This is a genomic window from Polynucleobacter sp. AM-7D1 (assembly GCF_018688455.1).
In the GTDB taxonomy this organism is placed as follows: Bacteria; Pseudomonadota; Gammaproteobacteria; order Burkholderiales; family Burkholderiaceae; genus Polynucleobacter.
This window is the reverse complement of sequence record NZ_CP061319.1, coordinates 252555-279397: the sequence shown is the minus strand read 5'-3', so window position 1 is coordinate 279397 and position 26843 is coordinate 252555. Positions and strand designations below refer to the sequence as shown.

Annotated in this window: 33 protein-coding genes; 16 read left to right on the top strand and 17 right to left on the bottom strand. The window is 44.1% G+C overall.

The window, feature by feature from the left end; all coding sequences use genetic code 11:
* Nucleotides 1–12: 12 nt before the first annotated feature.
* From pseF to GQ359_RS01455, 13 genes are all read right to left on the bottom strand, one after another.
* Entirely contained in the window at nt 13–699 is a 687-nt protein-coding gene (gene pseF, locus GQ359_RS01515) for a pseudaminic acid cytidylyltransferase (RefSeq protein ID WP_215387197.1), read from the bottom strand.
* Complete coding sequence (gene pseC / locus GQ359_RS01510) at nt 696–1862, bottom strand: UDP-4-amino-4,6-dideoxy-N-acetyl-beta-L-altrosamine transaminase (RefSeq protein ID WP_215387196.1); 1167 nt, start codon at nt 1860–1862, stop codon at nt 696–698. The genes pseF and pseC overlap by 4 nt, the downstream gene beginning before the upstream one ends.
* 27 nt (nt 1863–1889) lie before the next feature.
* Complete coding sequence (locus GQ359_RS01505; RefSeq protein WP_215387195.1) at nt 1890–3674, bottom strand: ABC transporter ATP-binding protein; 1785 nt, start codon at nt 3672–3674, stop codon at nt 1890–1892.
* Between the two features lie 160 nt (nt 3675–3834).
* Nucleotides 3835–4962: a GDP-mannose 4,6-dehydratase gene (gmd, locus tag GQ359_RS01500; RefSeq protein ID WP_215387194.1), complete on the bottom strand. Its 1128-nt coding sequence runs from the start codon at nt 4960–4962 to the stop codon at nt 3835–3837.
* A 57-nt stretch (nt 4963–5019) separates the two neighbouring features.
* Nucleotides 5020–6549 (bottom strand): mannose-1-phosphate guanylyltransferase/mannose-6-phosphate isomerase, encoded by a 1530-nt coding sequence (locus tag GQ359_RS01495; RefSeq protein ID WP_215387850.1) that lies wholly within the window; start codon nt 6547–6549, stop codon nt 5020–5022.
* A gap of 320 nt (nt 6550–6869) precedes the next feature.
* Nucleotides 6870–7076, bottom strand: a complete 207-nt coding sequence (locus GQ359_RS01490; RefSeq protein ID WP_251367898.1) for a high-potential iron-sulfur protein — start codon at nt 7074–7076, stop codon at nt 6870–6872.
* Nucleotides 7077–7518: 442 nt separating this feature from the next.
* Complete coding sequence (gene folE, locus GQ359_RS01485; protein WP_215387848.1) at nt 7519–8190, bottom strand: GTP cyclohydrolase I; 672 nt, start codon at nt 8188–8190, stop codon at nt 7519–7521.
* A gap of 138 nt (nt 8191–8328) precedes the next feature.
* Entirely contained in the window at nt 8329–8700 is a 372-nt protein-coding gene (locus tag GQ359_RS01480) for an MAPEG family protein (RefSeq protein WP_215387193.1), read from the bottom strand.
* A complete protein-coding gene (gene plsY / locus GQ359_RS01475; RefSeq protein ID WP_215387192.1) occupies nt 8697–9332 on the bottom strand; it encodes a glycerol-3-phosphate 1-O-acyltransferase PlsY in 636 nt (211 codons plus the stop codon). Before plsY ends, GQ359_RS01480 begins: the two co-directional genes overlap by 4 nt.
* A 54-nt stretch (nt 9333–9386) precedes the next feature.
* On the bottom strand, nt 9387–10331 hold the full coding sequence (gene xerD, locus GQ359_RS01470) for a site-specific tyrosine recombinase XerD (protein WP_371822449.1): 945 nt from the start codon (nt 10329–10331) through the stop codon (nt 9387–9389).
* A 12-nt stretch (nt 10332–10343) separates the two neighbouring features.
* Complete coding sequence (locus GQ359_RS01465; RefSeq protein ID WP_215387191.1) at nt 10344–10622, bottom strand: type II toxin-antitoxin system RelE/ParE family toxin; 279 nt, start codon at nt 10620–10622, stop codon at nt 10344–10346.
* Nucleotides 10622–10831 carry a ParD-like family protein gene (locus GQ359_RS01460; RefSeq protein WP_215387190.1) on the bottom strand — a complete coding sequence of 70 codons (210 nt, stop codon included), beginning with the start codon at nt 10829–10831 and terminating at the stop codon, nt 10622–10624. Before GQ359_RS01460 ends, GQ359_RS01465 begins: the two co-directional genes overlap by 1 nt.
* Nucleotides 10832–11086: 255 nt before the next feature.
* Nucleotides 11087–11572 carry a YajQ family cyclic di-GMP-binding protein gene (locus GQ359_RS01455; RefSeq protein WP_215387189.1) on the bottom strand — a complete coding sequence of 162 codons (486 nt, stop codon included), beginning with the start codon at nt 11570–11572 and terminating at the stop codon, nt 11087–11089.
* A gap of 115 nt (nt 11573–11687) precedes the next feature.
* Here GQ359_RS01455 and murB point away from each other — a divergent pair, with 115 nt between their 5' ends.
* Nucleotides 11688–12728 (top strand): UDP-N-acetylmuramate dehydrogenase, encoded by a 1041-nt coding sequence (gene murB, locus GQ359_RS01450; protein ID WP_215387188.1) that lies wholly within the window; start codon nt 11688–11690, stop codon nt 12726–12728.
* A 2-nt stretch (nt 12729–12730) separates the two neighbouring features.
* On the opposite strand, the gene xseA is transcribed toward murB, so the two are convergent.
* The gene (gene xseA, locus GQ359_RS01445; protein WP_215387187.1) at nt 12731–13945 is read right to left on the bottom strand and encodes an exodeoxyribonuclease VII large subunit; all 1215 of its coding nucleotides are present in this window, start codon (nt 13943–13945) and stop codon (nt 12731–12733) included.
* A gap of 314 nt (nt 13946–14259) precedes the next feature.
* Between xseA and GQ359_RS01440 the strand changes: the two genes are divergently transcribed.
* The 6 genes from GQ359_RS01440 (at nt 14260) to adk (ending at nt 18223) form a co-directional block, all read left to right on the top strand.
* The gene (locus GQ359_RS01440; RefSeq protein WP_215387186.1) at nt 14260–14886 is read left to right on the top strand and encodes a MotA/TolQ/ExbB proton channel family protein; all 627 of its coding nucleotides are present in this window, start codon (nt 14260–14262) and stop codon (nt 14884–14886) included.
* Nucleotides 14883–15329 (top strand): biopolymer transporter ExbD, encoded by a 447-nt coding sequence (locus GQ359_RS01435; protein ID WP_215387185.1) that lies wholly within the window; start codon nt 14883–14885, stop codon nt 15327–15329. Before GQ359_RS01440 ends, GQ359_RS01435 begins: the two co-directional genes overlap by 4 nt.
* A gap of 42 nt (nt 15330–15371) precedes the next feature.
* Nucleotides 15372–16463, top strand: a complete 1092-nt coding sequence (gene lpxK, locus GQ359_RS01430) for a tetraacyldisaccharide 4'-kinase (RefSeq protein WP_215387184.1) — start codon at nt 15372–15374, stop codon at nt 16461–16463.
* Nucleotides 16464–16481: 18 nt separating this feature from the next.
* Nucleotides 16482–16661 (top strand): Trm112 family protein, encoded by a 180-nt coding sequence (locus GQ359_RS01425; RefSeq protein WP_215387183.1) that lies wholly within the window; start codon nt 16482–16484, stop codon nt 16659–16661.
* Nucleotides 16662–16686: 25 nt separating this feature from the next.
* Complete coding sequence (gene kdsB / locus GQ359_RS01420; protein ID WP_215387182.1) at nt 16687–17451, top strand: 3-deoxy-manno-octulosonate cytidylyltransferase; 765 nt, start codon at nt 16687–16689, stop codon at nt 17449–17451.
* Between the two features lie 106 nt (nt 17452–17557).
* Nucleotides 17558–18223 carry an adenylate kinase gene (adk, locus tag GQ359_RS01415; RefSeq protein ID WP_215387181.1) on the top strand — a complete coding sequence of 222 codons (666 nt, stop codon included), beginning with the start codon at nt 17558–17560 and terminating at the stop codon, nt 18221–18223.
* Nucleotides 18224–18321: 98 nt separating this feature from the next.
* Here the strand turns inward: adk and nrdR are convergent, their stop codons facing one another.
* On the bottom strand, nt 18322–18768 hold the full coding sequence (nrdR, locus tag GQ359_RS01410) for a transcriptional regulator NrdR (protein ID WP_015420459.1): 447 nt from the start codon (nt 18766–18768) through the stop codon (nt 18322–18324).
* Nucleotides 18769–18809: 41 nt separating this feature from the next.
* The gene (gene glyA / locus GQ359_RS01405; protein ID WP_215387180.1) at nt 18810–20054 is read right to left on the bottom strand and encodes a serine hydroxymethyltransferase; all 1245 of its coding nucleotides are present in this window, start codon (nt 20052–20054) and stop codon (nt 18810–18812) included.
* Nucleotides 20055–20130: 76 nt separating this feature from the next.
* Between glyA and tolQ the strand changes: the two genes are divergently transcribed.
* The 9 genes from tolQ (at nt 20131) to GQ359_RS01360 (ending at nt 26182) form a co-directional block, all read left to right on the top strand.
* The gene (gene tolQ, locus GQ359_RS01400) at nt 20131–20787 is read left to right on the top strand and encodes a protein TolQ (protein ID WP_215302521.1); all 657 of its coding nucleotides are present in this window, start codon (nt 20131–20133) and stop codon (nt 20785–20787) included.
* Nucleotides 20788–20789: 2 nt separating this feature from the next.
* Entirely contained in the window at nt 20790–21209 is a 420-nt protein-coding gene (tolR, locus tag GQ359_RS01395; RefSeq protein WP_215387179.1) for a protein TolR, read from the top strand.
* Between the two features lie 19 nt (nt 21210–21228).
* A complete protein-coding gene (locus tag GQ359_RS01390; protein WP_215387178.1) occupies nt 21229–22104 on the top strand; it encodes an energy transducer TonB in 876 nt (291 codons plus the stop codon).
* 81 nt (nt 22105–22185) lie between these two features.
* Nucleotides 22186–23439: a Tol-Pal system beta propeller repeat protein TolB gene (gene tolB, locus GQ359_RS01385; RefSeq protein WP_251367944.1), complete on the top strand. Its 1254-nt coding sequence runs from the start codon at nt 22186–22188 to the stop codon at nt 23437–23439.
* Between the two features lie 119 nt (nt 23440–23558).
* Nucleotides 23559–24059 carry a peptidoglycan-associated lipoprotein Pal gene (gene pal / locus GQ359_RS01380; RefSeq protein WP_215387176.1) on the top strand — a complete coding sequence of 167 codons (501 nt, stop codon included), beginning with the start codon at nt 23559–23561 and terminating at the stop codon, nt 24057–24059.
* The gene (gene ybgF / locus GQ359_RS01375; RefSeq protein WP_215387175.1) at nt 24059–24790 is read left to right on the top strand and encodes a tol-pal system protein YbgF; all 732 of its coding nucleotides are present in this window, start codon (nt 24059–24061) and stop codon (nt 24788–24790) included. The genes pal and ybgF overlap by 1 nt, the downstream gene beginning before the upstream one ends.
* A gap of 31 nt (nt 24791–24821) precedes the next feature.
* Nucleotides 24822–25562, top strand: a complete 741-nt coding sequence (gene queC, locus GQ359_RS01370) for a 7-cyano-7-deazaguanine synthase QueC (protein WP_215387174.1) — start codon at nt 24822–24824, stop codon at nt 25560–25562.
* An 88-nt stretch (nt 25563–25650) separates the two neighbouring features.
* Nucleotides 25651–25905 carry a type II toxin-antitoxin system prevent-host-death family antitoxin gene (locus GQ359_RS01365; RefSeq protein WP_215302514.1) on the top strand — a complete coding sequence of 85 codons (255 nt, stop codon included), beginning with the start codon at nt 25651–25653 and terminating at the stop codon, nt 25903–25905.
* A complete protein-coding gene (locus GQ359_RS01360) occupies nt 25892–26182 on the top strand; it encodes a type II toxin-antitoxin system RelE/ParE family toxin (protein WP_215387173.1) in 291 nt (96 codons plus the stop codon). Before GQ359_RS01365 ends, GQ359_RS01360 begins: the two co-directional genes overlap by 14 nt.
* On the opposite strand, the gene GQ359_RS01355 is transcribed toward GQ359_RS01360, so the two are convergent.
* A complete protein-coding gene (locus tag GQ359_RS01355) occupies nt 26183–26800 on the bottom strand; it encodes a riboflavin synthase (RefSeq protein WP_215387172.1) in 618 nt (205 codons plus the stop codon). It lies immediately after the preceding gene.
* Nucleotides 26801–26843: the final 43 nt, after the last annotated feature.

Sequence of the window (26843 nt, the reverse complement as noted above, 5' to 3'; positions counted from 1 at the left end):
AATCTTCCTTTTTTATCCTCTTTCCAATACTTGATAAATTAATTCAGCCCGAGTCCAATCTTCTGGAGTATCAATATCTACTAGGCTTGAGCTTGGCATCAAATATCCACTAGCATTACTGTGCAAATTTATAATACTCTTCCATGAGACTGTCGAGCCCCAATAAAATTGGCCAGCATCAAAATATGCCGCCTCTAGATCCTGTGTTCTCGTTAACTCAAAGTCCGGATAAAAAGGTGAAAGCCCTTTGTCTGCAGAAATTTTAAGTGCACGCTGTGGGGCAGCCGGAAACTCCAAGATTGGAAAGCAGTAATGTTTTCCGCTTTTAATCCATAAATTGAAGCTTTGAACCAGATCGGTAGGTCTTAAAAATGGAACTGCTGGGTATATACAGCATGCATTTTCAATTTTCCAGCCTAAGACTTCACATTGATTAATTGCATCAGCTACAACTGGAACAGTTGGAACAAAATCATCGGATAACTGAGCTGATCTTCTAAAGGGCGCATCCGCGCCATACTTAACTGCAATTTCAGCAATCTCTTCGTCATCTGTAGAAACAATAATACGATCGAATAAAATAGATTTTCTTGCGGCTTCTATTGCATAGGCAATCATGGGCCGCCCAAAAAAATCTTTAATGTTTTTCCTTGGAATTCTTTTGCTTCCACCGCGCGCAGGAATAATGGCGATATTCATTGCAATACCTGCTTGAGGCTAGCAACAACCAATTCCTGATCTTCAGCATTAAGACCTGAAAATAGAGGCAAACTCAGAGCCTGAGAAAAGTATTGCTCAGCCTCAGGGCAATAACCCCTCTTGAAACCCATCTTTACATAATAGGGATGAAGGTATATTGGAATGTAATGGAGATTAACCAAAATACCTAAGTCCCGAAGCTCATCATATATTTGATGCTGTCCCTTTTTTAGCTTATCAGTATGCAAGCGAATCACGTACAAATGATAAGCTGATAAGCCATCAGGATGCTGCCATGGTGTTGTTATGGGAAAATTTGCAAGCAAAATATCGTAACGTGCAGCCAAGGTACGGCGCTTCGCAATAAAATCACTCAAGCGAGTCATCTGACTTAGGCCTAAAGCGGCTTGAATATCAGTCATCCTATAATTGAAACCCAAATCAATTTGCTGATAATTCCATATCTCTTTAGAAGGATGGAGATTCAACTCCCCAGAAATACTTTCTATCCCATGGCTGCGTAAAAGTTGGCACTTTTTAGATAGCTCTAAATTGTTAGTAAGGATCATACCCCCCTCACCAGAAGTAATGATTTTTACGGGATGAAAGCTAAATATTGTGATGTCGCTATATTGACCCGATCCAACTGCTAGGTTTTTGTATTGCGCTCCAATAGCATGCGATGCATCCTCAATAATCTTAAACCCATATTTTTGACTTAGAGAAAAAATAGTCTCCATATCACATGGCTGGCCACTAAAATGAACAGCAATTACTACTTTTGGCAATTTATTTTGAAGCGCTGAGGAAATTAACTTTTCTTCTAACGCCATTGCGCTGATATTGTAAGTCAGAGGATCGATATCAATAAAATCAACTGAAGCGCCACAATATAAAGCGCAATTCGAGCTTGCCACAAAACTAATAGGAGACGTCCATACAATGTCGCCCGACTTAACCCCCATAGCAAGGCAAGAGATATGTAGCGCGCTAGTTGCACTATTTACCGCTATCGCCGCTTTAGCGTGGCAAAAAGATTTGACTGAATTTTCAAATCTCTCTACAAGTGGTCCCTGGGTCAGATAATCTGACCTCAATACCTCAATAACAGCAGACACATCCTGGTCATTCACATCTTGACGGGCGTAAGGTATTATTTTCATTTAGTAGCAATATAAGCAAACAACTATTTAATTTATACCTAGATCAACTAATTCACGATATGAACCAAGGGACTCAATGCTACCCCCTTTATTCACTCTAATTATTTGGTTGCATTTTTTTAATGTATAGGTTCGATGAGCAATAATGATAAGAGTTACCCCCTTATCCAATTGAGCAATTGAATCCATTACATTTGTCTCTGTTTCTGCGTCCAACGCACTGGTAGCTTCATCTAAGATAATAATATCCGCATTCTTATAAAGTGCTCTTGCAATACCAACCCGCTGCCGCTGTCCACCAGATAGAGAGACTCCCCGTTCTCCAACTAGCGTCGCATACCCGTCCGACCAATCCTTAATTGTCTCAGATAGTTGAGCTTGCTTAGCAGCAGAAATACACCTTGGGATGTCAATTTCATTCTTAGGAATGCCAAATGCAATATTTTCTAAGATAGTTGCATCTTTAAGAAAAATGGCTTGCGGCACGTGAGCGATTCGCTTTTGCCAATCAAGACAGTTTGAGCTTGTTAAGCACTCGCCATCAATCAATAGGCGCCCACTTGTTTGAGAAAGAAGGCCCATCAAAATATCAACCAAAGTGCTTTTACCGGAACCAGTTGAACCAACAACCCCCACCCAAGATCCCTTGCTGATTTTTAAATTGGTATTGAATAAAATCAAGGGGGTATTGAGTCCATATCGAAAAGAGATTTGATCAAAAACTATCTCTCTATTAAACGGAATCAATCCCTTACCCATTCCATCGATATGAGTCGGCAATTTTTGATCTAGCAAAAATATTACATCGTCCAAGGATTCATGGCTACTGCGCAAACTAGCTAATCCACTATACAGCTGTTGCATTTGAGGCAAGCTACGTTGCGCAATCATAGCAAGAGCGCCTAATAAGGGTATTGCAATTAATATATCCCCTTTTTGGACGGTTAACCATAGTGCTAAAAAAGCAAATAAAACAATTCCGATATATTCAACTAAGTATCGCGGTGCTGAACTAATAATTAAATTATCTCTCTGAGCTTTACGCAAAGCTAAGTCATTTTTTTGATACTCGTTGCAATAGAGCTCTTGACTTCCATCCAGCAATATATCCCGTATTCCACCTAAGCTTTCCTGGATTGACTTGATTAGGTCGTCAGATGCATCATTAATTCTTTTGCCGTTATTGAAAAGTTTTTTTCGTACGCTTAAAAAAATGAGTCCATAAATGCACAAGAATCCTCCAATTGATATCAATGCAATATTAGGGTCTACGTAAACTAATGCAATTATCAATGCCAATAGCATAATGCTAGCGCCAATAATTGAGATAATTGGAGTAACGATGCCATAAATTACAATATTTACTTTAGATAAAATGCCTCCAATTACTTCGCTACTATTTCGACTGCAGTGAGTTAGATAATCTTGATAAAGAGTTCGCCGATACATATTAATACTTAAATCTGCACCCACTGCAAATGAAAATTTAGCGCCAACCCAAAGAAACAGAAGTCTCATAGAGGCGGCAGCAATAATTACAACCCCAAAAAAAACTGAAAGGGGAACAATAAGATCATCTGAACTATAAATCCCTAAAAAATTAAGGGTGTGTTGAATTAAACTATTATCGAAGAATGTCTCAGGTCTTGCTAAGATAGTCAAAAATGGGATGAGCGCCCCGATTCCAATAATCTCCGAAAATGAAGATGCGATCATGACAAATAGCAGCAGAATAAAATCTTTCCTTCGTCTTGCGGAAAGGTGGCGCCACAGACTATAAATAGATTTATAAATTGAATTTTTTTTATTCATGCCATCAGCCTTAATTGAGATTTTTAACAGCTTACCAATAGCACCATCTTCACAATTAAATGCATAAAAACTGATTGGTGTAATCTTAAAAAAATAGTTTTAATAACTTTGTACTCACCAAATTATATAGAGCTCTTCTCCTCTAGATATCCAGAGACTCTTAACCCTTTTTGTCTACTGCATGACTGAAGTCATATCCTCTTAAGAGTACACGTTGCCTTGCTTTTTCTAAATCGTTAGAAACCATCTCCACGATCATCTGATCAAGAGCAATCTCCTGAATCCAGCCTAGCTTTGTTTTTGCTTTAGTTGGATCACCAAGTAAAGTCTCAACCTCAGTTGGGCGGTAGTAGCGCGGATCAATGCGGATAATCACATCGCCCAACTTTAAGCCTGGAGCTTTATCGCCTTCGATGCCAACCACGACAGCACACTCGCACTCAAAAGTGCCTTCGAATTTTAGAGTAATTCCCAACTCCTTAGCGCTGCGAATAATAAATTCACGCACGGTAAATTGCACGCCAGTAGCAATGACAAAGTCTTCTGGTTTGTCTTGTTGGAGCATGAGCCATTGCATACGGACATAATCTTTAGCATGACCCCAATCACGCAAGCTATCAATATTACCCATATAAAGACATTTATCTAAACCCTGAGCAATATTGGCCAATCCCTGAGTCACCTTCCTGGTTACAAATTCCTCCCCCCGCCGCTTTGACTCATGATTAAAAAGAATTCCGTTACAGGCATAGATACCATATGCCTCTCGATAGTTCACAACAATCCAATATGCATACATTTTTGCTACCGCATACGGACTTCTTGGATAGAACGGGGTTGTTTCTTTTTGAGGAATCTCTTGCACCAAGCCATAAAGCTCTGAAGTAGAAGCTTGATAAAAACGTGTTTTCTTCTCTAGGCCCAAGATACGAATCGATTCAAGCAATCTTAGCGGACCAATCGCATCCACATTTGCAGTGTACTCGGGTGAATCAAAAGATACAGCGACATGACTTTGAGCGCCCAAGTTATAAATCTCGTCAGGTTGCACCTGTTTAACTATTTGCACAAGGTTGCTTGAATCCGTTAAGTCGCCATAATGCAAAACTAAATCATTGCTACCAATTGAAGATTTTTGGCATAGATGATCTATTCTCTCAGTATTTAAAGATGAAGAGCGACGTCTAACTCCATGAACAATATAACCTTTCTCTAGCAAAAATTCGGCGAGATATGAACCATCCTGACCAGTAATGCCAGTAATTAATGCAACTTTTTTCTTGCCCATATATATTCAGCCTTCTGGAAAAATATTCTCTATAAAAATCTGTCGCTAGTACGAAACTCAACTCCTTCCATAACTATCTTCAAAACGAATAATGTCATCCTCTCCAAAATAATTTCCAGATTGAACTTCTATGATCTCCAAGATATCTTTTCCTAGATTGGCAATACGATGAATCTGCCCCCTAGGAATATAAGTACTTTGATTTTCGGAAAGCGTGAGCACATGATTACCATTGGTAATTTCTGCAACCCCCTTAATCACTACCCAGTGTTCTGCGCGATGTTGATGCATCTGCAACGATAGATTTTCACCCGGTCCGATTTGGATGCGTTTGACTTTAAAATGCTCACCCTCATCAATACAGTCATACCAACCCCAAGGCCTTATGACTTTTCGATGCAAATTCTTTTCTTCACGTTTTTGCCCCTCTAGCTCAGCAACAATAGACTTCACATCTTGACTATTTTTCTTGTCGGCAACTAAAACCGCATCAGCCGTTTCAACAATAATAAGATTATTAATGCCAACAGTACATACCAATCTACTACTAGAGTGAATGAGGGAGTTTTTTGAGTTCATTGTAATAATGTCACCAATGACAACATTCCCACCCTCATCTTGGGGGCCGACATTCCATGCCGCATCCCAAGAGCCCAAATCATTCCAACCTGCATCTAGCTCAATCATTTTGATTTGATACTTACTGCCGGGACATTTTTCAATGACCGCATAATCTATAGATTCACTTGGAACATCTTTAAATATTTCTTTATTGGGTCGTATAAAAGTAAAATCGCCTAACTTGTCCGCAGCTCTTGCAATCCATGCTGCTTCTGTTGCGCTGAGCATATTAGGGCAAAATTCTTTCGCAGCTGCAAGCCAAGTGCTTGCGTGCATCACAAAGATTCCGCTATTCCAGAGATAGTAGCTATCTGAGAGATACTCTTTAGCAGTTTTTTCATCCGGCTTTTCTACAAAGCCCTCCACAATATATTCCTGATAGACTCCGATAGAACGGCTGCGCTTTATATAGCCGTATCCCGTTTCGGGAGAAGTTGGTTTGACACCCAAGATAGCGAGTGTTTGTTTAGATTTATCTGCGATTACAGTGGCTATACAACCCTGTAAAGCCTGCGCAAAATCTGTTTGACTCTGAATCACTTGGTCGGCTGGCGTAATCACTAATATTGGATCATTATCATTCCCATTAGTCATTTCTTCGACCCTCAATAATTGCAGGGCTGCTAATGTTAATGCGGGTGCCGTATTACGTCCCACAGGCTCTAACAATAGTGTTGCATCTTCATTTTTCAACTCCCGCAATTGATCCAAAACCAAAAAGCGATGATCTTCATTGGCGATAATTACCGAAGATCCCAATACAGTTCCATCGCACGTACGATCACCTTGGTAGATAGTCTCCATTCTTTGAATGGTCTGTTGAAATAGACTGTGATTAGATTCATCCTCGGCTATTACCAAAAATTGCTTTGGGAAAGCCCTTCGAGATAAGGGCCATAAACGCGTACCAGACCCCCCGCAGAGAATCACCGGGACTACTTGAATATTGAGATTATCTGATGCCATCAACTTCGGAGTTGTCATAAATATTTGCGCCAAGCTTCAATATTTTTATTGGTGATCTACAATTTTAAAGGGTTTATTGCTGAAGATTAAGGCTAAATCAAAAATTTTCTATCATAATTCAGCATTCGTTTTGAGTATATTGCATCAGCAAAGCCATATTCATCTTGTGCCTCGATACTCAAAATCAAAGGATTGATCAACTCGACCGGTTCTACCAAACCAGTATTTAGATCTTAAAAAAATAAAAAAGACCGCGTGTCGATCTTTCTATGAAGCATGAAAGTAAGGCAGCATTAAACCTTTTTGGCATGATCTAAGCTTCAACTTTTGCCAGCAACTAATGAGCAACCGCTAGCAGGAGGGTCAAACTTCCCTTGATACAAAGCACAATTATCACATTGCTGACCTACAACATACTTTGGGAACTTGGCATTATCCACTGTAGAAACATCGGCCTGGCAACCTATAGCGGCGGCTTGTGGTTCAGCTTCAGCAACCATGCCTTGAGCTTTGTCATATATAGCCAAGGTACAAGCGCCAGCAGCGGAAAAATCATAAATCCGCGCCTGCTGTTTTCACATGAGCTCCAGCAGGTGATACAGAGCAAAATTTGGACCTATATTGATCATAGAGTAGATCAAATTAGTCGACTGTGACTAAGGTAATTCGGTAATTTAAAGGATTTTTTAATTGAGAATTAATGCCAGCCCTTGAGATTCATGCAGCTAATTCGTTGTTTGATATGCACCCCTGACCCGGCCTCAGGGTAAGATTGAGCGCAATCAATCGCATCCCTTTGAAAAGTCGCCCCATTACTCTTGGTAGGATCGACATTAACACTGGGATAAATTATTGGTCCACACCCCAGCAAAAAGCTCACAGCAAAATGGACACTCACAATCCTTGCTATAGCTTTAAACAAAATACAATCTCCGTCTTTTACCAAAAGCCACTAGATGCATCAATCTTTTACCCCTTATCTAAAAGAGATAAAAACTCCCTACGTAAATTAGAGTCCTTCAAGAAAGCGCCACGCATCACACTATTTACCATCTTTGAGTCACGATCCTTAACACCACGCCATTGCATACAGAAGTGATCTGCATCCATCACAATCGCAACACCAATCGGCTTAATTTTTTTCTCCAACATATCCGCAAGCTCTACTACCGCCTCCTCCTGAATCTGGGGTCGACACATGACCCATTCTGTCAGGCGTGAGTACTTCGATAAACCAATGAGAGCGGATTCTTTGCTTGGTAATACGCCAATCCAAATCCGGCCCATGATCGGGCATAGATGATGAGAGCATGCGCTACGCACAGTGATGGGGCCAATGATCATCAACTCGTTTAGGCGGCTAACGTTAGGAAATTTAGTTAAGGTGGGTTGCTCAACATAACGGCCGTTGAACACCTCTTTGACAAACATCTTAGCTACACGTTGACTTGTATTTTTAGTATTGTGATCGCTCTCCGTATCAATAACTAAGCTTTCTAAAACAGCCTGCATCTTTTCAGCAACTTCATCTACCAGGGCCTCTAGCTCACCAGGCTGAATGAATTTAGAGATATTGTCATTTGCATGAAAGCGTGCTTTTTGAGCCTCAATGCGTCGACGAATTACTACCGATAATGGCATGCCATCAACACTTTTTTTTGCTGGCTTAACAATAGAGGCTTTCCTGACGTGAGCCTTGCCAGCAGCCTTTGCGAGAATTTTTTTAGTCGGCATATTTATTTATTGTCTCGATGAATTTCGTAAATTAGTTTTTACTCTTTAAATCTGAAAGAAGATGGCTACCACGCAAGCTAAGCCGGCAAGCCACACAATAGATCGAGTGCTTGGCCAATTGGCTACATAACAAATCAAATAAGCAATGCGCGCTACAACAAATCCGATTGCTAGCAAATCAACTCTGTTTTGCGGTGCATTGGCTATAGATGCAATGATCACGGCGGCAAAAAAGAATGGGAGAGATTCAAAAAGGTTAGCTTGAGCTGCATTAGCACGCGCCCGAAATCCTGTCTGCTTGGCTAGCCATTGCCTGGGCATGCCATTGTCATAGCCCTCAAAACCTTTTTTTGCGATGCCGGCTGCTACATAAGGAAACAATCCCATGAACAGCACACACCAATAAGCAATCGTCATGACTGTCCTTTTTTCTTGGAGCCAATACGACTTTCTTTGCCGTTCATAAGATTATGAATATTGCTACGATGGCGCCAAATCAGCAAAAGACATACTACGAGCAGCGCAATGCCCATCGGCTGAAAGCCAAACAAAAATACAAAATAGATTGGGCCAAAGACTGCAGCCGCTAGAGCAGCTAATGATGAGTAGCGCATAAACATCGCCACAATGATCCAGGTACTTAAGGTTGCTAAACCCAAAATCCAATTAATGCCAAACAAAATGCCGCAGGCAGTTGCAACACCCTTCCCCCCCCTAAAGCCATGGAAGATCGGAAATAGATGCCCAAAGAACACTGCAATCACCACGCCACATAACAACCAAGAATTGAGTGTTGATGTCAAAGACTCATCGCCGAGCAATACTCTCGCTAACATGACGGCAAGATAACCCTTTAAGGCATCACCAATCAAAGTGAGAACCGCTGCCAGCTTGTTACCCGTTCTAAGAACATTGGTTGCGCCTGGGTTACCAGAGCCATAAGAATAGGGATCAGGCAAACGCATGCACTTACTCACCACTACCGCAAAAGAAATGGAACCAATCAGGTAGGCAATCGGGATCAGCAAAAGATCTAAAGTTAAATTCATGGGGATATCTTATACACTTATTACATTCTTGATGATTGCTTGGATTGGCACGCTTTATGCGCCTCTAGGATGGTGCTGCTGATGGATCGACTTCAGACGCTCTCTAGCAACGTGGGTATAGATCTGTGTAGTAGAGATATCGACATGGCCTAAAAGGAGTTGTACCACCCGTAAATCTGCCCCATGGTTGAGTAAATGGGTAGCAAAAGCATGGCGCAAGGTATGGGGCGATAAAGCTACGGGGATGTTGGCAATCGCGGCGTAACGCTTAATCAGCACCCAGAAAGCCTGACGAGTTAAACCAGTGCCCGTATGGCGCCCCACAAATACCGCATCCGAAGACTTACCCTCAAGTAATGGAGTTCTGGCATCAGCTAAATAGCGACGCAACCACTGCCCCGCCTCCCCACCAAAAGGCACTAAACGCTCTTTGCCACCCTTACCGTTCACCACCCGAATTACACCTTCATTTAATCCTAGAGCAACTGTCTTTAAAGAAACGATTTCTGTGACACGCAAGCCGCTGGCATACATCAGCTCCAGCATAGTGCGATCACGCAATCCAAGTGAAGTTTCCACATCGGGAGCATTCAGCAAAGCAGTAACCTGATCTTCACTCAAAGTTTTAGGGAAACGTAGTGCCTGCTTAGCAACACGTAAACCAATGCAGGGGTCGCTTTTTACCAAATTCATGCGCAGAGCATGACGATAAAAGCGCTTGAATACCGTCAGTCGACGATTAGCAGTGGTTGCTTTATCTGCGCGTCGATGCGCAATGTAAGCAGTGAGATCTTTTTCCGACACACTGTAGAGATCAGCGCCTGAATCTTTTTGAAGCCACTGCGCCAAGAGCAATAGATCTCGGCGATAAGCAGATAAACTATTTTGTGCCAAGCCATCTTCTAGCCAACAAGCATCACAGAAGCGCTCGATGGCCTCTTGGCTTGTCGATGCAATCGACACCTTAGTCGATGGAGCCAGGCTTTGATCAGCGGTCACAATAAAACCACTTCAATCATCCTGCCGCTTTAAATCACGATAGAAATTTTCATGCGGACCAAACGTCAATAACTTAATACTTTCTTCATCCAAAATACGATAAGCCAACAAACACTGTTGCTGTGGAAGTTGAAACTTGAAAACACGCACACCCAGTAGATCCCCAACCTTAGCCTCTCCAATCGATGTATCAAAACCAATAGATTTAACCGCGTTATCTAACTCAGATTTTTGTTGTGAATGTAATTTTTTGATTGCTTTTACAAACGAAGCTGTCAGGAGTAAGCGCATCAACTAAATACATACTCGCCGATGATCGGCTCTTGATCGGCAATCAAAATCTCTCGAATCATGGAAAACGGTAACTCTGGGTTTTCTTGAGCAACCCTGCCAATCTGTGACCAGTATTCAATCTGCTTAGGCACCGAACGGTGCTCAATTTGCCCGTAAGCTTTAGCCTGCTCTACCAAATTTTCAGATAATTTAACGTTAATAGACATGTTTTTCTCCTTGAGATGAATACATTATAGCCCTAAAGGTTCCAAAAAGTAACCTTTTATCTAAACTGGGTTATTGGCGGATAAATGCATTCAAGCACCCTCTAGGACAACAGTTAGCATAGCCAGCAGGGCTGCCTTAATGCGAATAAGTTTCCTAGATCAAAGCAATCGGAGGTATCGCACCACCCCAAAAGCTTGCCCCCCTTACTCGCCTATCAACTTTGGAATGAGCGTGCAGGGACTTGTCTTAGAGATTTAGTCACGGAAGTTGTTAAAACCCAATGGCGCCTCTGCTACCTCTTTTTTGAGCAGTACCATCGTTTCTTGCAAGTCATCACGTTTGGTACCGGTGACACGCACTGCATCACCCTGAATACTGGCTTGCACTTTGATCTTGCTGTCTTTAATGATGCGCACTACCTTCTTGGATAACTCGGAGGTAATTCCTTTTTGGATCTTCATGGTTTGCTTGCGCTTATCGCCGCCAATGGTCTCAGTTTTGTCATCTTTGAGATAGCGCACATCCACATTACGTTTAGCCATCTTGCTAATTAAGACATCGCGTACCTGGCCCAACTTAAAGTCATCATCACCAAACAAGATCAAGGTCTCATCCTTTTGCTCAACTCGGCTATCGGAGCCTTTAAAGTCAAAACGATTGGTAATTTCTTTATTGGATTGCTCGATTGCGTTTTTCAACTCAATCATGTCAGGCTCACACACTACGTCAAATGAGGGCATCTCAAACTCCTTAAATAATCTGGGTAATGAATTCTGCAAATTCAAATTGCATTGTTACTTTTCGAGTTTTTCCATAAATTACCGCCAGAAACTCGAACACGAATAAGATTGTGGCATGAACTCCGCGAAAAATGCGCCCAATCCAGCAAAATTGACCCCCAATCTCGGGCTCAAGCGCCGGAATAGCTTTGGCCTGGATTCCACAGCGGAATTGGCGTACGAGATCACATCCGCGGATCAGCTACCAGCGCTCATGACAAAGCTTGGGGATAAAAAACTTGCCTGGCGCGTATTGGGTGGCGGAAGCAATGTGATTCTTCCAGAGTCTTTGCCTGGAGCAACTCTGCTCATCAATATTCTGGGTCAGGAGATTTTTAAGTCCGATCAAGAGTATTCATGGCTCTCGGTGGGTGCTGGAGTCAATTGGCACGAGTTTGTTACTTGGACACTAGATCAAAATTTACCCGGACTAGAAAACCTCGCACTCATACCGGGAACTGTCGGTGCCGCACCCATTCAAAACATTGGGGCATACGGTGTTGAGATAGGCGAATACATCGACAGCATCGAAGCATTTGATTCTGTGGACCATGCCTTTGTCACTCTCCCGCAAGAGGCCTGCCAGTTTGCCTATCGCGATAGCCACTTCAAGCAAAATCCCAATCGATTTATCGTGACAAAGGTCGTTTTTAAAATCCCTAAGGCTTGGCAAGCACGATTACAGTACGCCGATCTAACAAAGCAATTTGCTGGGTCAAACTCCAGTCCAAGCGCTAGACACATTTTTGATGCCGTATGTGCTATTCGATCTAAAAAATTACCAGACCCCAAGGTTATTGGCAATGCTGGAAGTTTTTTCCAAAACCCGATTGTCAGCGCTGAACAATGTGAGCAGCTGATTAAGCAATTTCCGAATCTGGTTTCTTACCCAGATAGCAATGGCAAACGTAAGTTGGCGGCCGGATGGCTGATTGACCAATGTGGCTTTAAAGGCAAACGTGTTGGCCCTGTCGGTGTTTATGAAAATCAAGCACTAGTTCTCGTAAATCATGGTGACGGGACATCGATAGATATTCTCCGTTTAGCAAAAAATATTCAAGATAAAGTATTCGATGAATTCGGCGTACAACTCGAGATTGAGCCAAATATTCTGTAGCTTTATTTCGGCAATTCAACCTTCGCAAACTCAACCTCTACTTGACCTTCGGCCAAGCGTACCTGAAACGTATTCTCTGTATTCAACTCATTAGGATTGCGCACAGCATGCATTGCCTGCTCTTCCTTGCTCAGGATTACCGCATAACCACGCTCTAAAGTTCTTTGTGGGTTAAGCATCTCAAGCTGGGATTGGAAATGGCTATAATCACGTTTCCAATTTTCAACTCTCACCAGCCATGCTTGGTTGAGTCGTATTTGCCATCCGCTGATTTGCTCGCGCATGCGATCAGGGTTGGGTAAGGCATGACTGAGACGCAAAGCCAATTGATCTAAGGTTTGCGCTTCGCGCTCTACACGTTGACTTACTCTTTGCAGCAATGCTTGCATGATGGCATCTAACTCTTGCAGCATTTGATCGCGTCGTGGCGCAGCTAATTCTGCCGCACCCGTTGGAGTGGGTGCGCGTAAGTCTGCAACAAAGTCGGCAATCGTGACATCGGTTTCATGTCCAACGCCACTCACAATCGGAATAGGTGATTGCGCGATGGCGTACGCCAACTGCTCATCATTAAATGCCCAGAGATCTTCAATGCTGCCGCCTCCGCGTACTAACAAAATCACATCAACAGCATTTTCTTTTTCAGCATTTTTGAGTGCAGCAATAATGCCAGCTGGCGCATCAGGTCCTTGCACGAGTGTTGGATAAATCACAATTGGAATATGGGGAGCTCTTCTAGCCAAAGTACTCAACACATCTTTTAAGGCCGCAGCTTGCGACGAGGTAACGATGCCAATCGCTCTCGGATGAGCTGGTATGGGACGTTTATTATTAGTGTCAAATAAACCCTCTTTTGCGAGTTTGGCCTTAAGCTTCAAAAAAGCTTCGTAAAGACCGCCCATGCCAGCGCGTCGCATGCTTTGCACCGTGAGCTGAATGTCACCACGAGGAACATAGAAGCCCACATTGGCAGCGACTTCTACTAAATCCCCAGATTGAGGCATAAATCCGACTTGCCCATTACGACCACGGAACATCACACAGCGAATCTGCCCCTCTTCATCCTTGAGAGAAAAATACCAATGTCCACTGTCATATGCCTTGAAATTCGAAATCTCCCCGCTGACCCATACAGCATCAAAGCGCTCCTCTAAAGAGCTAGCAATAGCGCGGTTTAGATCGCCAACACTCAGAATTTCTCTTGATATTTCGGACATTTTTCCTCTTTTTCTACACAGGCATCAGGGCTAGCAGGCAATAAATATCCACATAAACGCATACACCCTAGGTTTAACTCTTATAAGTAAGTAATTACTGACCCAAAACGTCTCATAAATCCAACATTAATAATTTAAGTCATTGATTTATATAGGTAATTTTCAAGATCTATTTACCTATATTCAAGCATAAACTACCCTTATTCACTATAAATCAAGGACTTACACGAGTCTTCCTAAAAAGTTTTGCACAGAGTTATCCACAGGATCGCTTTGTCAAAGCCCACTTTTAATTCAGCTAAAGTACTGAGCTTATGTACTCAATCTTACTGTCTGCTGGCTGGCCTATTTGGCCCCTACTTATTATCTCGGTTATCGGACTGGCCATCATCCTCGAGCGGGCTTGGTATTTACGCCAAATTCATATTTTCCCCAAAGATAGCCTTGAATCCACATTTGGAGTGGCAAATGCTATTTCCCAGCAAAAAAAGGTTTCTGAAGACGAAATTAGGACTATTGGCCAACTCTCTCCGGTAAGCTCACTTTTTGCCTGCATTCTGCGCGAAAAGGCCTCTGGCAGCTCTGCAGACTCCGCTTTAGAAGAGTTGCAAGCAAGCGCTCAATCAACCTGGCTAAAACTAGATCGCTATTTAGGCGCGCTAGCCACTATCGCGACAGTCGCACCCTTACTAGGTTTATTTGGCACCGTTGTCGGCATGATTGAAATTTTTGGCAGTCAGGGTGTGAACAGCCCTCAACAACTAGCTCATGGCATCTCTATTGCTCTCTACAACACGGCTTTTGGTTTATTGATTGCGATTCCTGCTTTAGCTGCATGGCGTGGCCTGCGGGCAATGGCAAATCAACGCCAACATGAATGCGAAGAATTTACCCGCCAATTATTTAAAAAACTTTATCCACCTACTACGGATAAAAAATGAGTTGGCTAGAAAATAAGCTTCAGCACCGAGGCCAATTTTCATTAGGGGTTCGCTCATCCTCTGTGGAGCCCGAAATCAATCTCATTCCTTTTATTGATGTGCTTTTAGTAGTGCTGATATTTCTGATGATCTCCACGACCTTCACGCGCTATCAAGAACTAGCCATCACCCTGCCGACTGCCAATGGCGCAGCAAGCCAGTCAGAGGTGAAGCAAATTCATATCGCAGTCAGTCGAGATGGGCGCTTTGCTATTAACGGCAAGGTAACTGACCGCAGCCAACTCAGCAATAGCCTCAATTCACTGAACAAAGATAATTCCATCCAGGTCAATATCGATGCAGATGCTAAAGCGCCCCACCAGGCAGTCGTAACCGCCCTAGAGGCTGCGCGCGACGCCAATCTATCTAATATTGTGTTTAGCAGTCAAACTACGAAGAAATAAATTCAGTCCATTAGAAATATTGAGCTAAACAAGTCGCCTTTAATGTCATCACCAAAAAAAACTTCTTTCTTTAATAAGGCCCCCCGGTTTTGGGAAAGGCGTGGGCCAACCAGCCTCATCGTCTGGCCTTTATCAAAGGTGTACGGTTGGATCAATCAAGCTTTGGATTTAGTCAATGATCTGAACTTAGGAAAAAATAAGCCGCAAGCTGTGCCCATCATCATCGTCGGTAATATTCGCGTAGGAGGCACAGGTAAAACCCCCATCGTCATTGCACTAGCAGAACGACTCGCAAGCATGGGGTGGAAACCCGGAATTATCAGCAGAGGTTATGGCGCTCCGGCATCAAACACCCCACAGCAAGTGAGTAGCGATTCCAATCCCGCAGAAGTAGGTGATGAGCCCGTTCTCATTGCCAAACGTACACAAGATCAATTTCCAATTTGGGTTCATCCAAAACGGATAAAAAGTATTCGCTCGCTCTTAAGAAATAGCCCCTCGGTGAACGTCATCATCAGCGATGATGGTTTGCAACATCGCAGCTTGGTACGTTGGCCTGCTCGCGAAGGGGGTCGCGATATTGAATTTGTTGTGCGTGATCAACGCGGTGAAGGCAATGGCTTTTTACTGCCTGCTGGACCCTTGCGTGAGCCTGCTTTCCGAGAGCGAGATGCCACATTGATGACAGGCGCAAATACAACTGCAACTCCAGTGGATGAGTACTTTTTAGGCCGCCGCGCATTTACACTCTCTAGCCAACTAGGCGCGCCCTATCAACTAAATTCCCCTGGTAACACACAATCTCTAGAAGCTATTGCAAATGCATATCTTCCCAATGAGATCACCGCTGTTGCAGCCATTGGTAATCCCCAACGCTTTTTTGATGATTTAATGAAACAAGGTATCACTGGAAAATGTATTGGCTTAGCCGATCACGCTAGCTACACCCCAGCGTTTTTTAACTCCATCAACGCGAAATGCATCCTGATTACGGAGAAGGATGCCGTAAAATGCACCTCAATACAGGACGAACGTATTTGGGTTGTTCCAATGAGCCTGAAGATCCCAAATACATTAGCAGATTGGCTGCAGTCTATTTTGCAAAGACCCGATCCAAATCGATACACTTTATAAAAAGAGCAAAGATTAAATATGGACAAGCGCTTACTCGAAATTTTAGTATGCCCTATATGCAAAAGCACTTTGCATTTGGATGCCGAAAAACACGAACTCATTTGCAAAGCTGATCGCCTGGCTTACCCCATTCGTAATGACATCCCAGTGATGCTGGTTGATGAGGCCCGAAGTCTTACTGCCGATGAAATCAATTAATTGTTGATTAAGCGCAATCTAGCGAATGAGTATTCAAACTTCCAAACCACCAGAATTTTTAGTTGTTATTCCTGCCAGACTGGGTTCAACTCGCCTACCTCGCAAGCCCCTCGCCGATATTGGTGGCAAGCCGATGGTGATTCGTGTGGCCGAACGTGCGCAGCAATCCAATGCGCAAAGTGTTGTCGTCGCAACTGATTCACCAGAAATTCAAGCAGCATGCGATGAACATCGTATCGAGTGTTTATTAACCAGCCCAGACCACCCCACTGGTACAGACCGCATTGCAGAAGTGGCACAACTATTAAAGCTTCCAGCTGATACCTTAGTCGTCAATGTCCAAGGTGATGAACCCTTGATTCCGCCAGAGTTGATCAATCAAGTTGCTCAAACTTTGGCTGACAATGCCGCCTGCGCGATTTCAACTGTTGCCGTACCCATTACAGATGAAGCGGAAATCATAAACCCCAATGTTGTTAAGGTGGTTCTTAATCGCTCCAATGAGGCGCTTTACTTCTCTAGAGCCACCATTCCGTTTGTGCGGGATGCGGAGACATCGGTCAAAGTGATCCACCTACGCCATCTAGGCATTTACGCTTACCGAGCTGACTTTTTGCAGGCATACACCCGCCTTGAGCCAGCGCCACCAGAGCAGGCAGAGACCTTAGAACAGCTTCGCGCCCTCTGGAACGGCTACCGAATTGCCGTCCATACTGCCAGCGAAGCCCCGCCAGCAGGGGTTGACACTGCGGAAGATCTAGATCGGGTACGTCGCATCCTAGCCTCCTAAGCGAGAATCCTGAGCCCGAAGGGTTCTCTCGGGGATAATCCTAGGAATTAGTTACAAAGGATCCCGAAAAAATACGGGACAATAAGGGTCTTCTAAGGGGAAAACAATGCGGTTAATTCTGCTCGGTGCACCAGGTGCTGGCAAAGGAACTCAAGCTCAGTTCATTTGCGAAAAATTTGCCATTCCACAAATTTCGACAGGTGATATGTTACGCGCTGCCGTTAAAGCTGGAACTGAACTTGGCATTGCTGCTAAAAAAATTATGGATGCCGGCGGCCTTGTTTCCGACGACATCATCATTGGTTTAGTAAAAGATCGTTTAACTCAAGCTGATTGCAGCAAGGGTTATTTGTTTGACGGCTTTCCAAGAACCATTCCCCAAGCGCAAGCCATGAAAGATGCGGGTGTGCCAATCGATTATGTTTTAGAAATCGATGTACCGTTTGATGCCATCATAGATCGCATGAGCGGTCGTCGCGTTCACCCAGCTTCAGGTCGCACTTATCACGTTACTTTCAATCCGCCAAAAGTGGAAGGTAAGGATGATGTGACTGGTGAAGATTTAATTCAGCGTGATGATGACAAAGAAGAAACCGTTCGTAAACGCTTGCAGGTATACGACGATCAGACTCGCCCGTTGGTGGAGTACTACTCTACTTGGGCAACTCAAAGTAATCCCGCCGACAAAGTGAAGGCACCCGCCTATCGCAAAGTGAGCGGTACTGGAAGCGTTGATGAAATCACTACTTCAATTTTTGCAGAATTAAAGTAAATAAAAACTTCGCAACTTGCGAATAAAAAAAGGACTGCATATGCAGTCCTTTTTTTATTTCTCTGATCTATTTAACTGGCTGGGTATTTAAGGTTTTCTTATTTCAACTCTTTGAGTGCACTCTCAAAAGATTCAATATCTGCAAAACTTCTGTAGACAGAGGCAAAGCGAATGTAAGCAACTTTATCTAAGCGCTTGAGTTCACGCATCACCAGCTCACCAACGCGCTCACTTGGGATTTCTTTTTCGCCCAGGCTGAGTAGCTTCTCTTCAATCCGAGCAATCGATTCATCAACAGAATCTGATGAGACAGGGCGCTTGCGCAAGGCTAGCTTGACTGAACTAACCAACTTGTCATGACTGTATTCAACACGGCTACCGTTCTTCTTGACGATTGCTGGCAATACAAGCTCTACACGCTCATAAGTCGTAAATCGTTTATCGCATTTGGCACAACGGCGGCGGCGTCGAATCGTGTCGCCCTCATCCGATACACGAGTATCCAGAACTTGAGTATCGTCGTTATGGCAGAAAGGGCAGCGCAATGTAGTTCTTCTTTACGTTTTAGTTTAGTCAGTTATTTTTATTAGCCGTAAACCGGGAAACGCTTAGTCAACTCAGCTACTTGCGCACGAACTTTGAAGATATTGTCAGCATCATTTGGATTGTCCAAAACATCCGCAATGAAATTACCAACTTGACGTGCTTCCGCTTCTTTAAAGCCACGTGTTGTCATGGCAGGTGAGCCCAAACGAATACCACTGGTCACCATTGGTTTTTCTGGATCGTTTGGAATGCCGTTCTTATTACAAGTTATGTGCGCTTCGCCCAATACACGCTCAGCCTCTTTACCAGTCATCTTCTTGGCACGTAGGTCCACCAACATCACGTGAGAATCTGTACCGCCAGAGACAATACGCAAGCCACGAGCAATCAATGTCTCAGCTAAAGCTTTGGCATTAGCGACTACTTGTTTTTGATAATCAATAAAGCTAGGCTCTTGTGCCTCTTTAAACGCTGCAGCCTTACCAGCAATCACGTGCATCAATGGGCCACCCTGTAGGCCCGGGAATACCGCGGAGTTAATAGCTTTCTCGTGCTCGGCTTTCATCAAGATGATGCCGCCACGTGGACCTCGTAAGCTCTTGTGAGTAGTGGAAGTCACGATATCAGCATGGGGCACTGGGTTTGTATATACACCAGCAGCCACTAAGCCAGCATAGTGCGCCATATCCACCATGAAAATCGCGCCTACTTCTTTGGCCAATTTACCGATACGCTCGAAATCAATTTTTCTAGAGTACGCAGAGGCGCCAGCAATAATCAACTTTGGATTGTGCTCACGGGCTAAACGCTCCATCTGCTCGTAATCAATCTCTTCATTTTTATCTAAGCCATAAGCAATTGGGTTAAACCACTTACCACTCATATTCAAAGCCATGCCGTGCGTCAGGTGACCGCCTTCAGCCAAGCTCATACCCATGAAGGTATCGCCAGGCTTTAAGAAAGCCAAGAACACTGCTTGGTTAGCAGATGCGCCACAATGGGGCTGCACGTTAGCCGCTTCAGCACCAAACAAGGCCTTAACGCGATCAATCGCCAATTGTTCAGCAACGTCCACAAACTCGCAACCACCGTAATAGCGCTTGCCTGGATAGCCTTCGGCATATTTATTGGTCAACTGAGAGCCCTGCGCCTGCATGACCGCTGGGGAGGTGTAGTTCTCAGATGCAATCAGTTCAATATGGTCTTCCTGACGCTTATTCTCATTCTGAATCGCTGCCCACAATTCTGGGTCGGTTTTGGCTAAGGTGTTTTGGCGGTCAAACATGGTCATAATCCCGATGAAGTTGTATTGCTGAGTGAATTAACTTAGTAAAATCAACCTACATCATACAAAATCCACCATGACCACTACACAAGACCTCTCATTCCTCTCCCTAGTCCTAAATGCCAGCCTATTAGTCCAGCTAGTAATGTTGTTATTACTCAGCATGTCTGTGGCCTCCTGGACTATCATTTTTAAGAAAACGGCCATTCTGCGAGGCGTAAGGCAAGACACCGAGCGTTTTGAGCGTGACTTTTGGTCCGGCGGAGATCTCAACACCTTATTTAATGCTGCTCAGCGCAATACCCGTAGCGATGCTGTTTTAGAACATATCTTTGAGGCCGGCATGCAGGAGTTCATGAAAGTGCGAGAAATTGACGCCGCCCGCCGCGCCATGAAAGCCACCTACCAGCGTGAAATGGATATGTTGGAAGCCAACCTACCATTCCTAGCTTCTGTAGGCTCTGTATCCCCCTATATTGGCCTTTTTGGTACCGTTTGGGGGATCATGCATGCCTTCCGCGGTTTAGCCAATGTTCAAAACGCTACCTTGGCAGCGGTAGCCCCAGGCATTGCTGAAGCGCTGGTTGCAACCGCGATCGGTCTTTTTGCCGCAATTCCTGCGGTAGTTGCATACAACCGCGCAGCAACGGATGTGGATCGGCTCGCCATCCGCTTTGAAACCTTTATCGAAGAGTTCACTAACATCTTGCAACGCCAAGCTTCAGGCAAATAAGCATGGCTGGCTCACTCAGAAAATCCTCTAAGCGTCGGGCAATGGCCGACATCAATGTCGTACCTTACATTGATGTGATGTTGGTGCTGCTCGTCATCTTCATGGTGACTGCACCGATGGTCAATCCTGGTGTCGTCAATTTACCAACTGTAGGTGGTGCAAAAGTGCAATCTTTGCCACCCGTCTTTTTAACAATCGATGCCAATGAAAACATCATCGTTCGCAAAGATGGTGATCCGGTTCAAACCTTAAATAAATTTGAGCTCGGTACATTTGCAAGATCACAAGCAGAAAAATCGGCCGAGCAACCCGTTGTTCTTGCTGCAGACAAATCTATTAAATATGAAGTCGTGATGGAAGTCATGTCTAAACTCAAAGAAAATGGCGTGAAACGTGTTGGTCTTGCCGTGAAGAGTCAATAAGGCTTTTTGTTCCGCATACATGAATAGCGCGCAAACTTTTCACTCGAATTTTTCTCGAGGACGCTCAACTAAAAATGAAAGCACAAAACGTGCTTTTAGTTTTTCATTAGCTGCGCACTTAGGTTTACTTGCATTCTTAGTCATTGGTATCAACTGGAATAACTCCACTCCATCTGGAGTAGAAGTTGAGCTCTGGGATGCTAGTCAACAAGTTGAAACACCTGTCGTACCAGAAGTAAAGGCAGAGATCAAGGAAGAGGCAGCGGACATCGCTATCAATAAAAAACCTGTTGAAAAAGAGCCTCCCAAAAAAGAAATGCCAAAAGAAGTTCCTAAGGCTATACAGCCTCCCCCTCCGCCACCGAAGGAAAAAGTAAAAGAGCCTCCAAAAAAAGAAGTTCCCAAACCAGTGCAAGCACCTCCACCTCCAAAGGAGAAGGAAAAACCAAAAAAAGTTGACCCTCCTCAAAAAGTGGAATCCAAATCACCTACTGAAACAAAAGCCAATGCCGCAGCTGAAAAAGTGCGTGCGGATCAGCTAGCTCGCCTGCGTGCAGCTGCTGGTGCAGAAGGCGGTAGTGGTGGATCAAGTGGCAGCGGAGTTGGCGCTGGCGGCAATGCGCAACCTGGCTGGACAGATAAGGTAGTTAAGAAAGTAAAGCCGCTCATCGTATTTAACCCAGAATCAATAAGCGGAAATCCTGCGGCAGTCGTTAAAGTCAATCTCGCACCCGATGGCGCGATCTTAAGTACAGATCTCGTGAGCTCCAGTGGAAATGCTGGCTGGGATCGCGCAGTGCTACTTGCGCTCAATCGCGCAGAAAGTCTGCCGAAAGACGACAATGGCAAAATTCCCCAAAGAGAAGTTAAGCTGACCTTTAAACCCAAGGACTAAAGCATGTTGCAAGTAGCTAAATTGATCAAGCGCACTACCTATAAACAAGTTTTTTCACTTACTACAGTAGTGCTAGCTGTGATGATCTCAATGTTTGGTATGAGCTCCTCTGCGCTAGCGCAAATGAATATTGAAATCACGGGTGTAGGTCAGTCACTCTATCCCATTGCCGTAATGCGATTCAAAGATGAGAATAAATTACCTACTAGTGTTACTGACATCATTCGTCAAGATTTGGCACGCAGTGGTTACTTCAAAAATACTGAAAACGGCAATGCCAGCGAAAGTGATGAAGGCACACCGAACTACAAATCATGGGTCGCTCGGGGTGCAGATGCTTTGGCGGTAGGCTCTGTAGTTCAAACTGGCGCGGGTCAGTTTGAGATTCACTATAAGCTTTTTGATATTCGCAAATCCGAAAGTCTTGGCGGCTTAAATATCAATTCCAGCGCAGACAATTTGCGTGCTGCAGGCCACAAAATTGCAGATGACATCATCCTCAAATTATTGGGTGAGCGGGGTATCTTCTCAACCCGCCTTTCCTACGTCATTAAAGAAGGTAAACGCTATCGTTTGGTGATCTCTGATGCAGATGGTCAAAATATTCGCAATGCCATGAATAGCGGTGAGCCAATCATCTCTCCGTCATGGTCCCCCGATGGAAAGAAGGTGGCTTACGTATCATTTGAAGATCGCAAGCCTGTTATCTATGTCCACGAACTCGCTACTGGTCGCCGTATTCCGCTATCCAACCAAAAGGGAAATAACAGTGCGCCAGCCTGGTCGCCAGATGGCAAGAAATTAGCTGTATCACTCTCCAAAGATGGCAACACCCAGATCTATGGCATTAATGCAGATGGTACTGGGCTACAACGCCTCACGCGCGGTCGCACCATTGATACCGAACCACAGTATTCAGCAGATGGTCGATATATTTACTTTACGAGCGATCGCGGTGGCAACCCGCAAATCTATCGGATGAGCTCCGAAGGTGAACAGGTTGAGGGCGCTAAACGCATCACCTTCAAGCAAGGTTTTGTAACTTCACCGCGCATTTCACCGGACGGTAAGTATCTGGCCTATATCGCCAATATTGGCGGGGCATTCCGCCTGTATATCCTCAATTTAGCAACAGGCGATACCCAAGCACTGACAGATGGCACTAGCGACGAGTCCCCATCCTTTGCCGCAAATGGCCGCTATGTCCTGTATTCCACAAAGCTGGGTGGGAAGCGGGTTTTGGCTGCAGTTTCAGTAGATGGCAATTCTAAGCAGGTATTGAGCATTCCAGGATCAGATGTACGTCAGCCGTCCTGGGGTCCTTTTATGGACTAAAGCCTCAGTAAATTCAATTCTGATCTTTCCCGGCTAAATAGCCAATATTGAGCTCTTAGGGGCATAATATTGGCTATCAGCTTATTTAGTTACTCAGTTTGTAGGAAAAAGGACAGATCATGAAGACTTCTATCGCACGCCGTACCGCAACCCTTACTCTCGTCGGGGTAACAGCTTTATTTTTAGCCGCTTGCTCAAGCGTCAAATTGGATGATGTTGATGGGGCCAATGGTGGTGGTAGCGGTAACTTTGGCTCACAGCCATGGAATGATCCAAGCAGCCCACTCTTCCAACGTAGCGTGTACTTTGATTTGAATGAATACACCGTTCAAACTAAATATCAAAAACAATTGTCCGCGCATGCAAGCTTCTTAAAAGCCAACCCGAATCAAAAGGTCATTATTCAAGGCAATACCGATGAACGCGGTACTGCAGAGTACAACTTAGCTTTGGGTCAACGCCGTTCAGATGCAGTACGTAAGTCACTCAACCTAATGGGTGTTTCTGAGAACCAAATGGAAGCGGTGAGCTTTGGTAAAGAGAAGCCAAAAGCTGAAGGTGATAACGAAGCAGCTTGGGCAGAAAATCGTCGCGCTGATATTGTTTACATTACAAACTAATGTCTATGCTTTCACACTCTCTTAAAAAAACGCTCTCACGAGCGTTTTGTTTAAGTGCTGCCACCACTTTCCTTGGGCTATCCGGCAATGCTTGGGCACTCTTTGCTGATGATGACGCACGAAAAGCCATATTGGATTTACGCAAATCCCTAGCAACAACACAGCTTGAATTACAAGGGCAGATCGATAAACTAAAAACAGATAATGCTGAGCTACGAGGGAAGGTGGAGGAGCTTGAGAAACAAGGTCAAGATATTGGCACCAGTCAAAAAACCTATTATCAAGATCTCGATACCCGCTTAGGTAATTTTGAACCTCGCACTGCAACTATTGAAGGTGTGAACGGCACTGTCCAGCCTGGTGAGAAAAAAGCCTACGACGATGCGTTGAAGACCTTTCAGGCAGGTAATCTTAAAAAAGCAGATAGCGAGTTCTCTGTCTTTGCTAAAAAGTACTCTACTAGCCCTTATGCACCGCTGGCACTCTTTTGGAGTGGTAACAGCAAATACGCTAACAAAGACTATGCTGGCGCGATTACGCAACTGCAGAGCCTGATTAAGCGCTACCCAAATCACCCACGCATTCCATCGGCTATGTTGACACTCGGTAATGCGCAATTGGAAAGTGGTAATAAAGCGGCTGCCAAGAAAACCTTTAGCGAGATCATCAGCAAGTATCCAGACGCTGAAGCGGCAAAAGATGCGCAACAATTGATTGCTGCAACGAAGTAATCCTATAAGCCAAGCAAAGAATCGTTTCGCTATGTCATCGCTGTCTGCAGCCTTTCAGAATATCGCTCCTCGCACACCCGATGCTCCAGCAGTGATTTTGTTCTCAGGCGGTCTAGATTCAAGCACGATTCTAGCCTTAGCGAAAGATCTCGGATATGCACCTTATGTGTTATCTGTTGGCTATGGTCAACGCCACTCATCCGAACTAGCAGCAGCAAAACATATTGCCAAGAAAATGGGTGTTATTCGTCATGAGGTTGTGAATTTAGACCTCACGCGCTTTGGGGGTTCGGCTCTGACCGACTCATCTATCGATATCCCCACTACCCCCGGTAAAGATCTTGAAATTCCAATTACCTATGTCCCTGCACGTAATACGATTTTGCTATCCCTTGCTTTGGGCTGGGCTGAGTCATTGGGTGGATTGGATATTTTTTATGGTGCCAATGCCGTTGACTACTCAGGCTACCCAGACTGTCGCCCAGAATATGTCGCATCATTTGAGACGATGGCCAACTTGGCCACCAAAGCTGGCGTAGAAGCACTGAACAATGAGAATCGCTTTCGGGTACATGCACCGATCATTAGTATGAGTAAAGCAGAAATCATTCAACTGGGCACCACCCTAAGTGTCGACTACTCACAAACCGTTTCTTGTTATCAAGCAAACGACCTAGGTGAAGCTTGTGGCGAATGTGAGTCTTGTCGACTAAGGCAGGCAGGCTTTAAACAAGCTAATTTGAGCGATCCAACGCGCTACCGCAGAAGCTAAGTCAAAACAGAGCGATTCCCCACTCGGGAAAGGGTTTGACTTTTTACAAAATACACATAATAATGCATTAAATTATGGGTATTTTATTATGACAATTACGCAAACCATTCATGCCAAAACTACGGTCAGCATGACTGATCTGAGGCGTAATCCAAGCAAAATTTTAGAGATTGCAGGGGATCTACCCGTTGCTGTCCTGAATCACAATAAACCTGAAGCCTATCTACTTTCAGCAAAAGCATATGAAGCGCTGCTTGACTTGGTGGATGACCTCTCACTCATTAAAGTCATTAAAGCGCGCAGCACTGGGAAAACGGTGAAAGTAAAACTTGAAGACCTATAGTCTTGAGTTCAATGTACTTGCTTTAAAAGAGTGGCAAAAATTAGATAACTCAGTTCGCAGCCAGTTCAAAAAGCAGCTTGAGAAACGAATTCAAAATCCTAGAGTTGCTTCCGCCAGGTTACATGGTGACCTAGATAATTTCTATAAGATAAAACTAGCAGCACTTGGCTATAGGCTAGTTTATGAAGTTATAGACCACAGACTTATTGTTCTGATTATTGCAGTTGGCAAGCGAAATCAGTCAGCTGTTTATAAAAAAGCAGGTAAAAGAAAATAGTTACTTAGACTGGCTTTCTAGCATTCGCGCAACATAGCGCGCAATTAAATCCACCTCGAGATTGACAACATCACCTTGCTTGAGTTTCCCTAATGTAGTGTTCTCAAGTGTATGCGGAATAATATTGATATCGACTAAGCAAGCTTCTTTGCTATCTTGAGTTTGATTGACTGTAAGTGAAACACCGTTCACCACAATAGATCCCTTGTAAGCTAAAAATGGCGCAAGCTCTTTGGGCGCCTCAATCTGTAATAACCATGAGCCATAAGCATCGCCTGCGACAGCGGCAAAATGCGCCACCTTGCCTACCCCATCAACGTGCCCGCTCACCAAGTGACCACCCAATCGATCATTGAGACGTAGCGCTTTTTCAAGATTAACAGGGCCCACCTTATCCAGACCAATCGTCTTACTCAAAGACTCGCGAGAGATGTCTAAAGCAAAAGTAGTATCAGTCAATTCAGTAGCCGTCATACAGGCACCCTGAATAGCAATACTGTCACCCAATGCAACATCATCAAGATATCCAGAAGGTACTTCAACTACTAAGTGCAGGCCATCACCTTTAGCTTGAGCGCTTTTGATTTGACCAACTGCCGTAATAATTCCAGTAAACATAGTGAGATTTTATTTAGTAGTAATGAGTGGATTTTTTAATCTA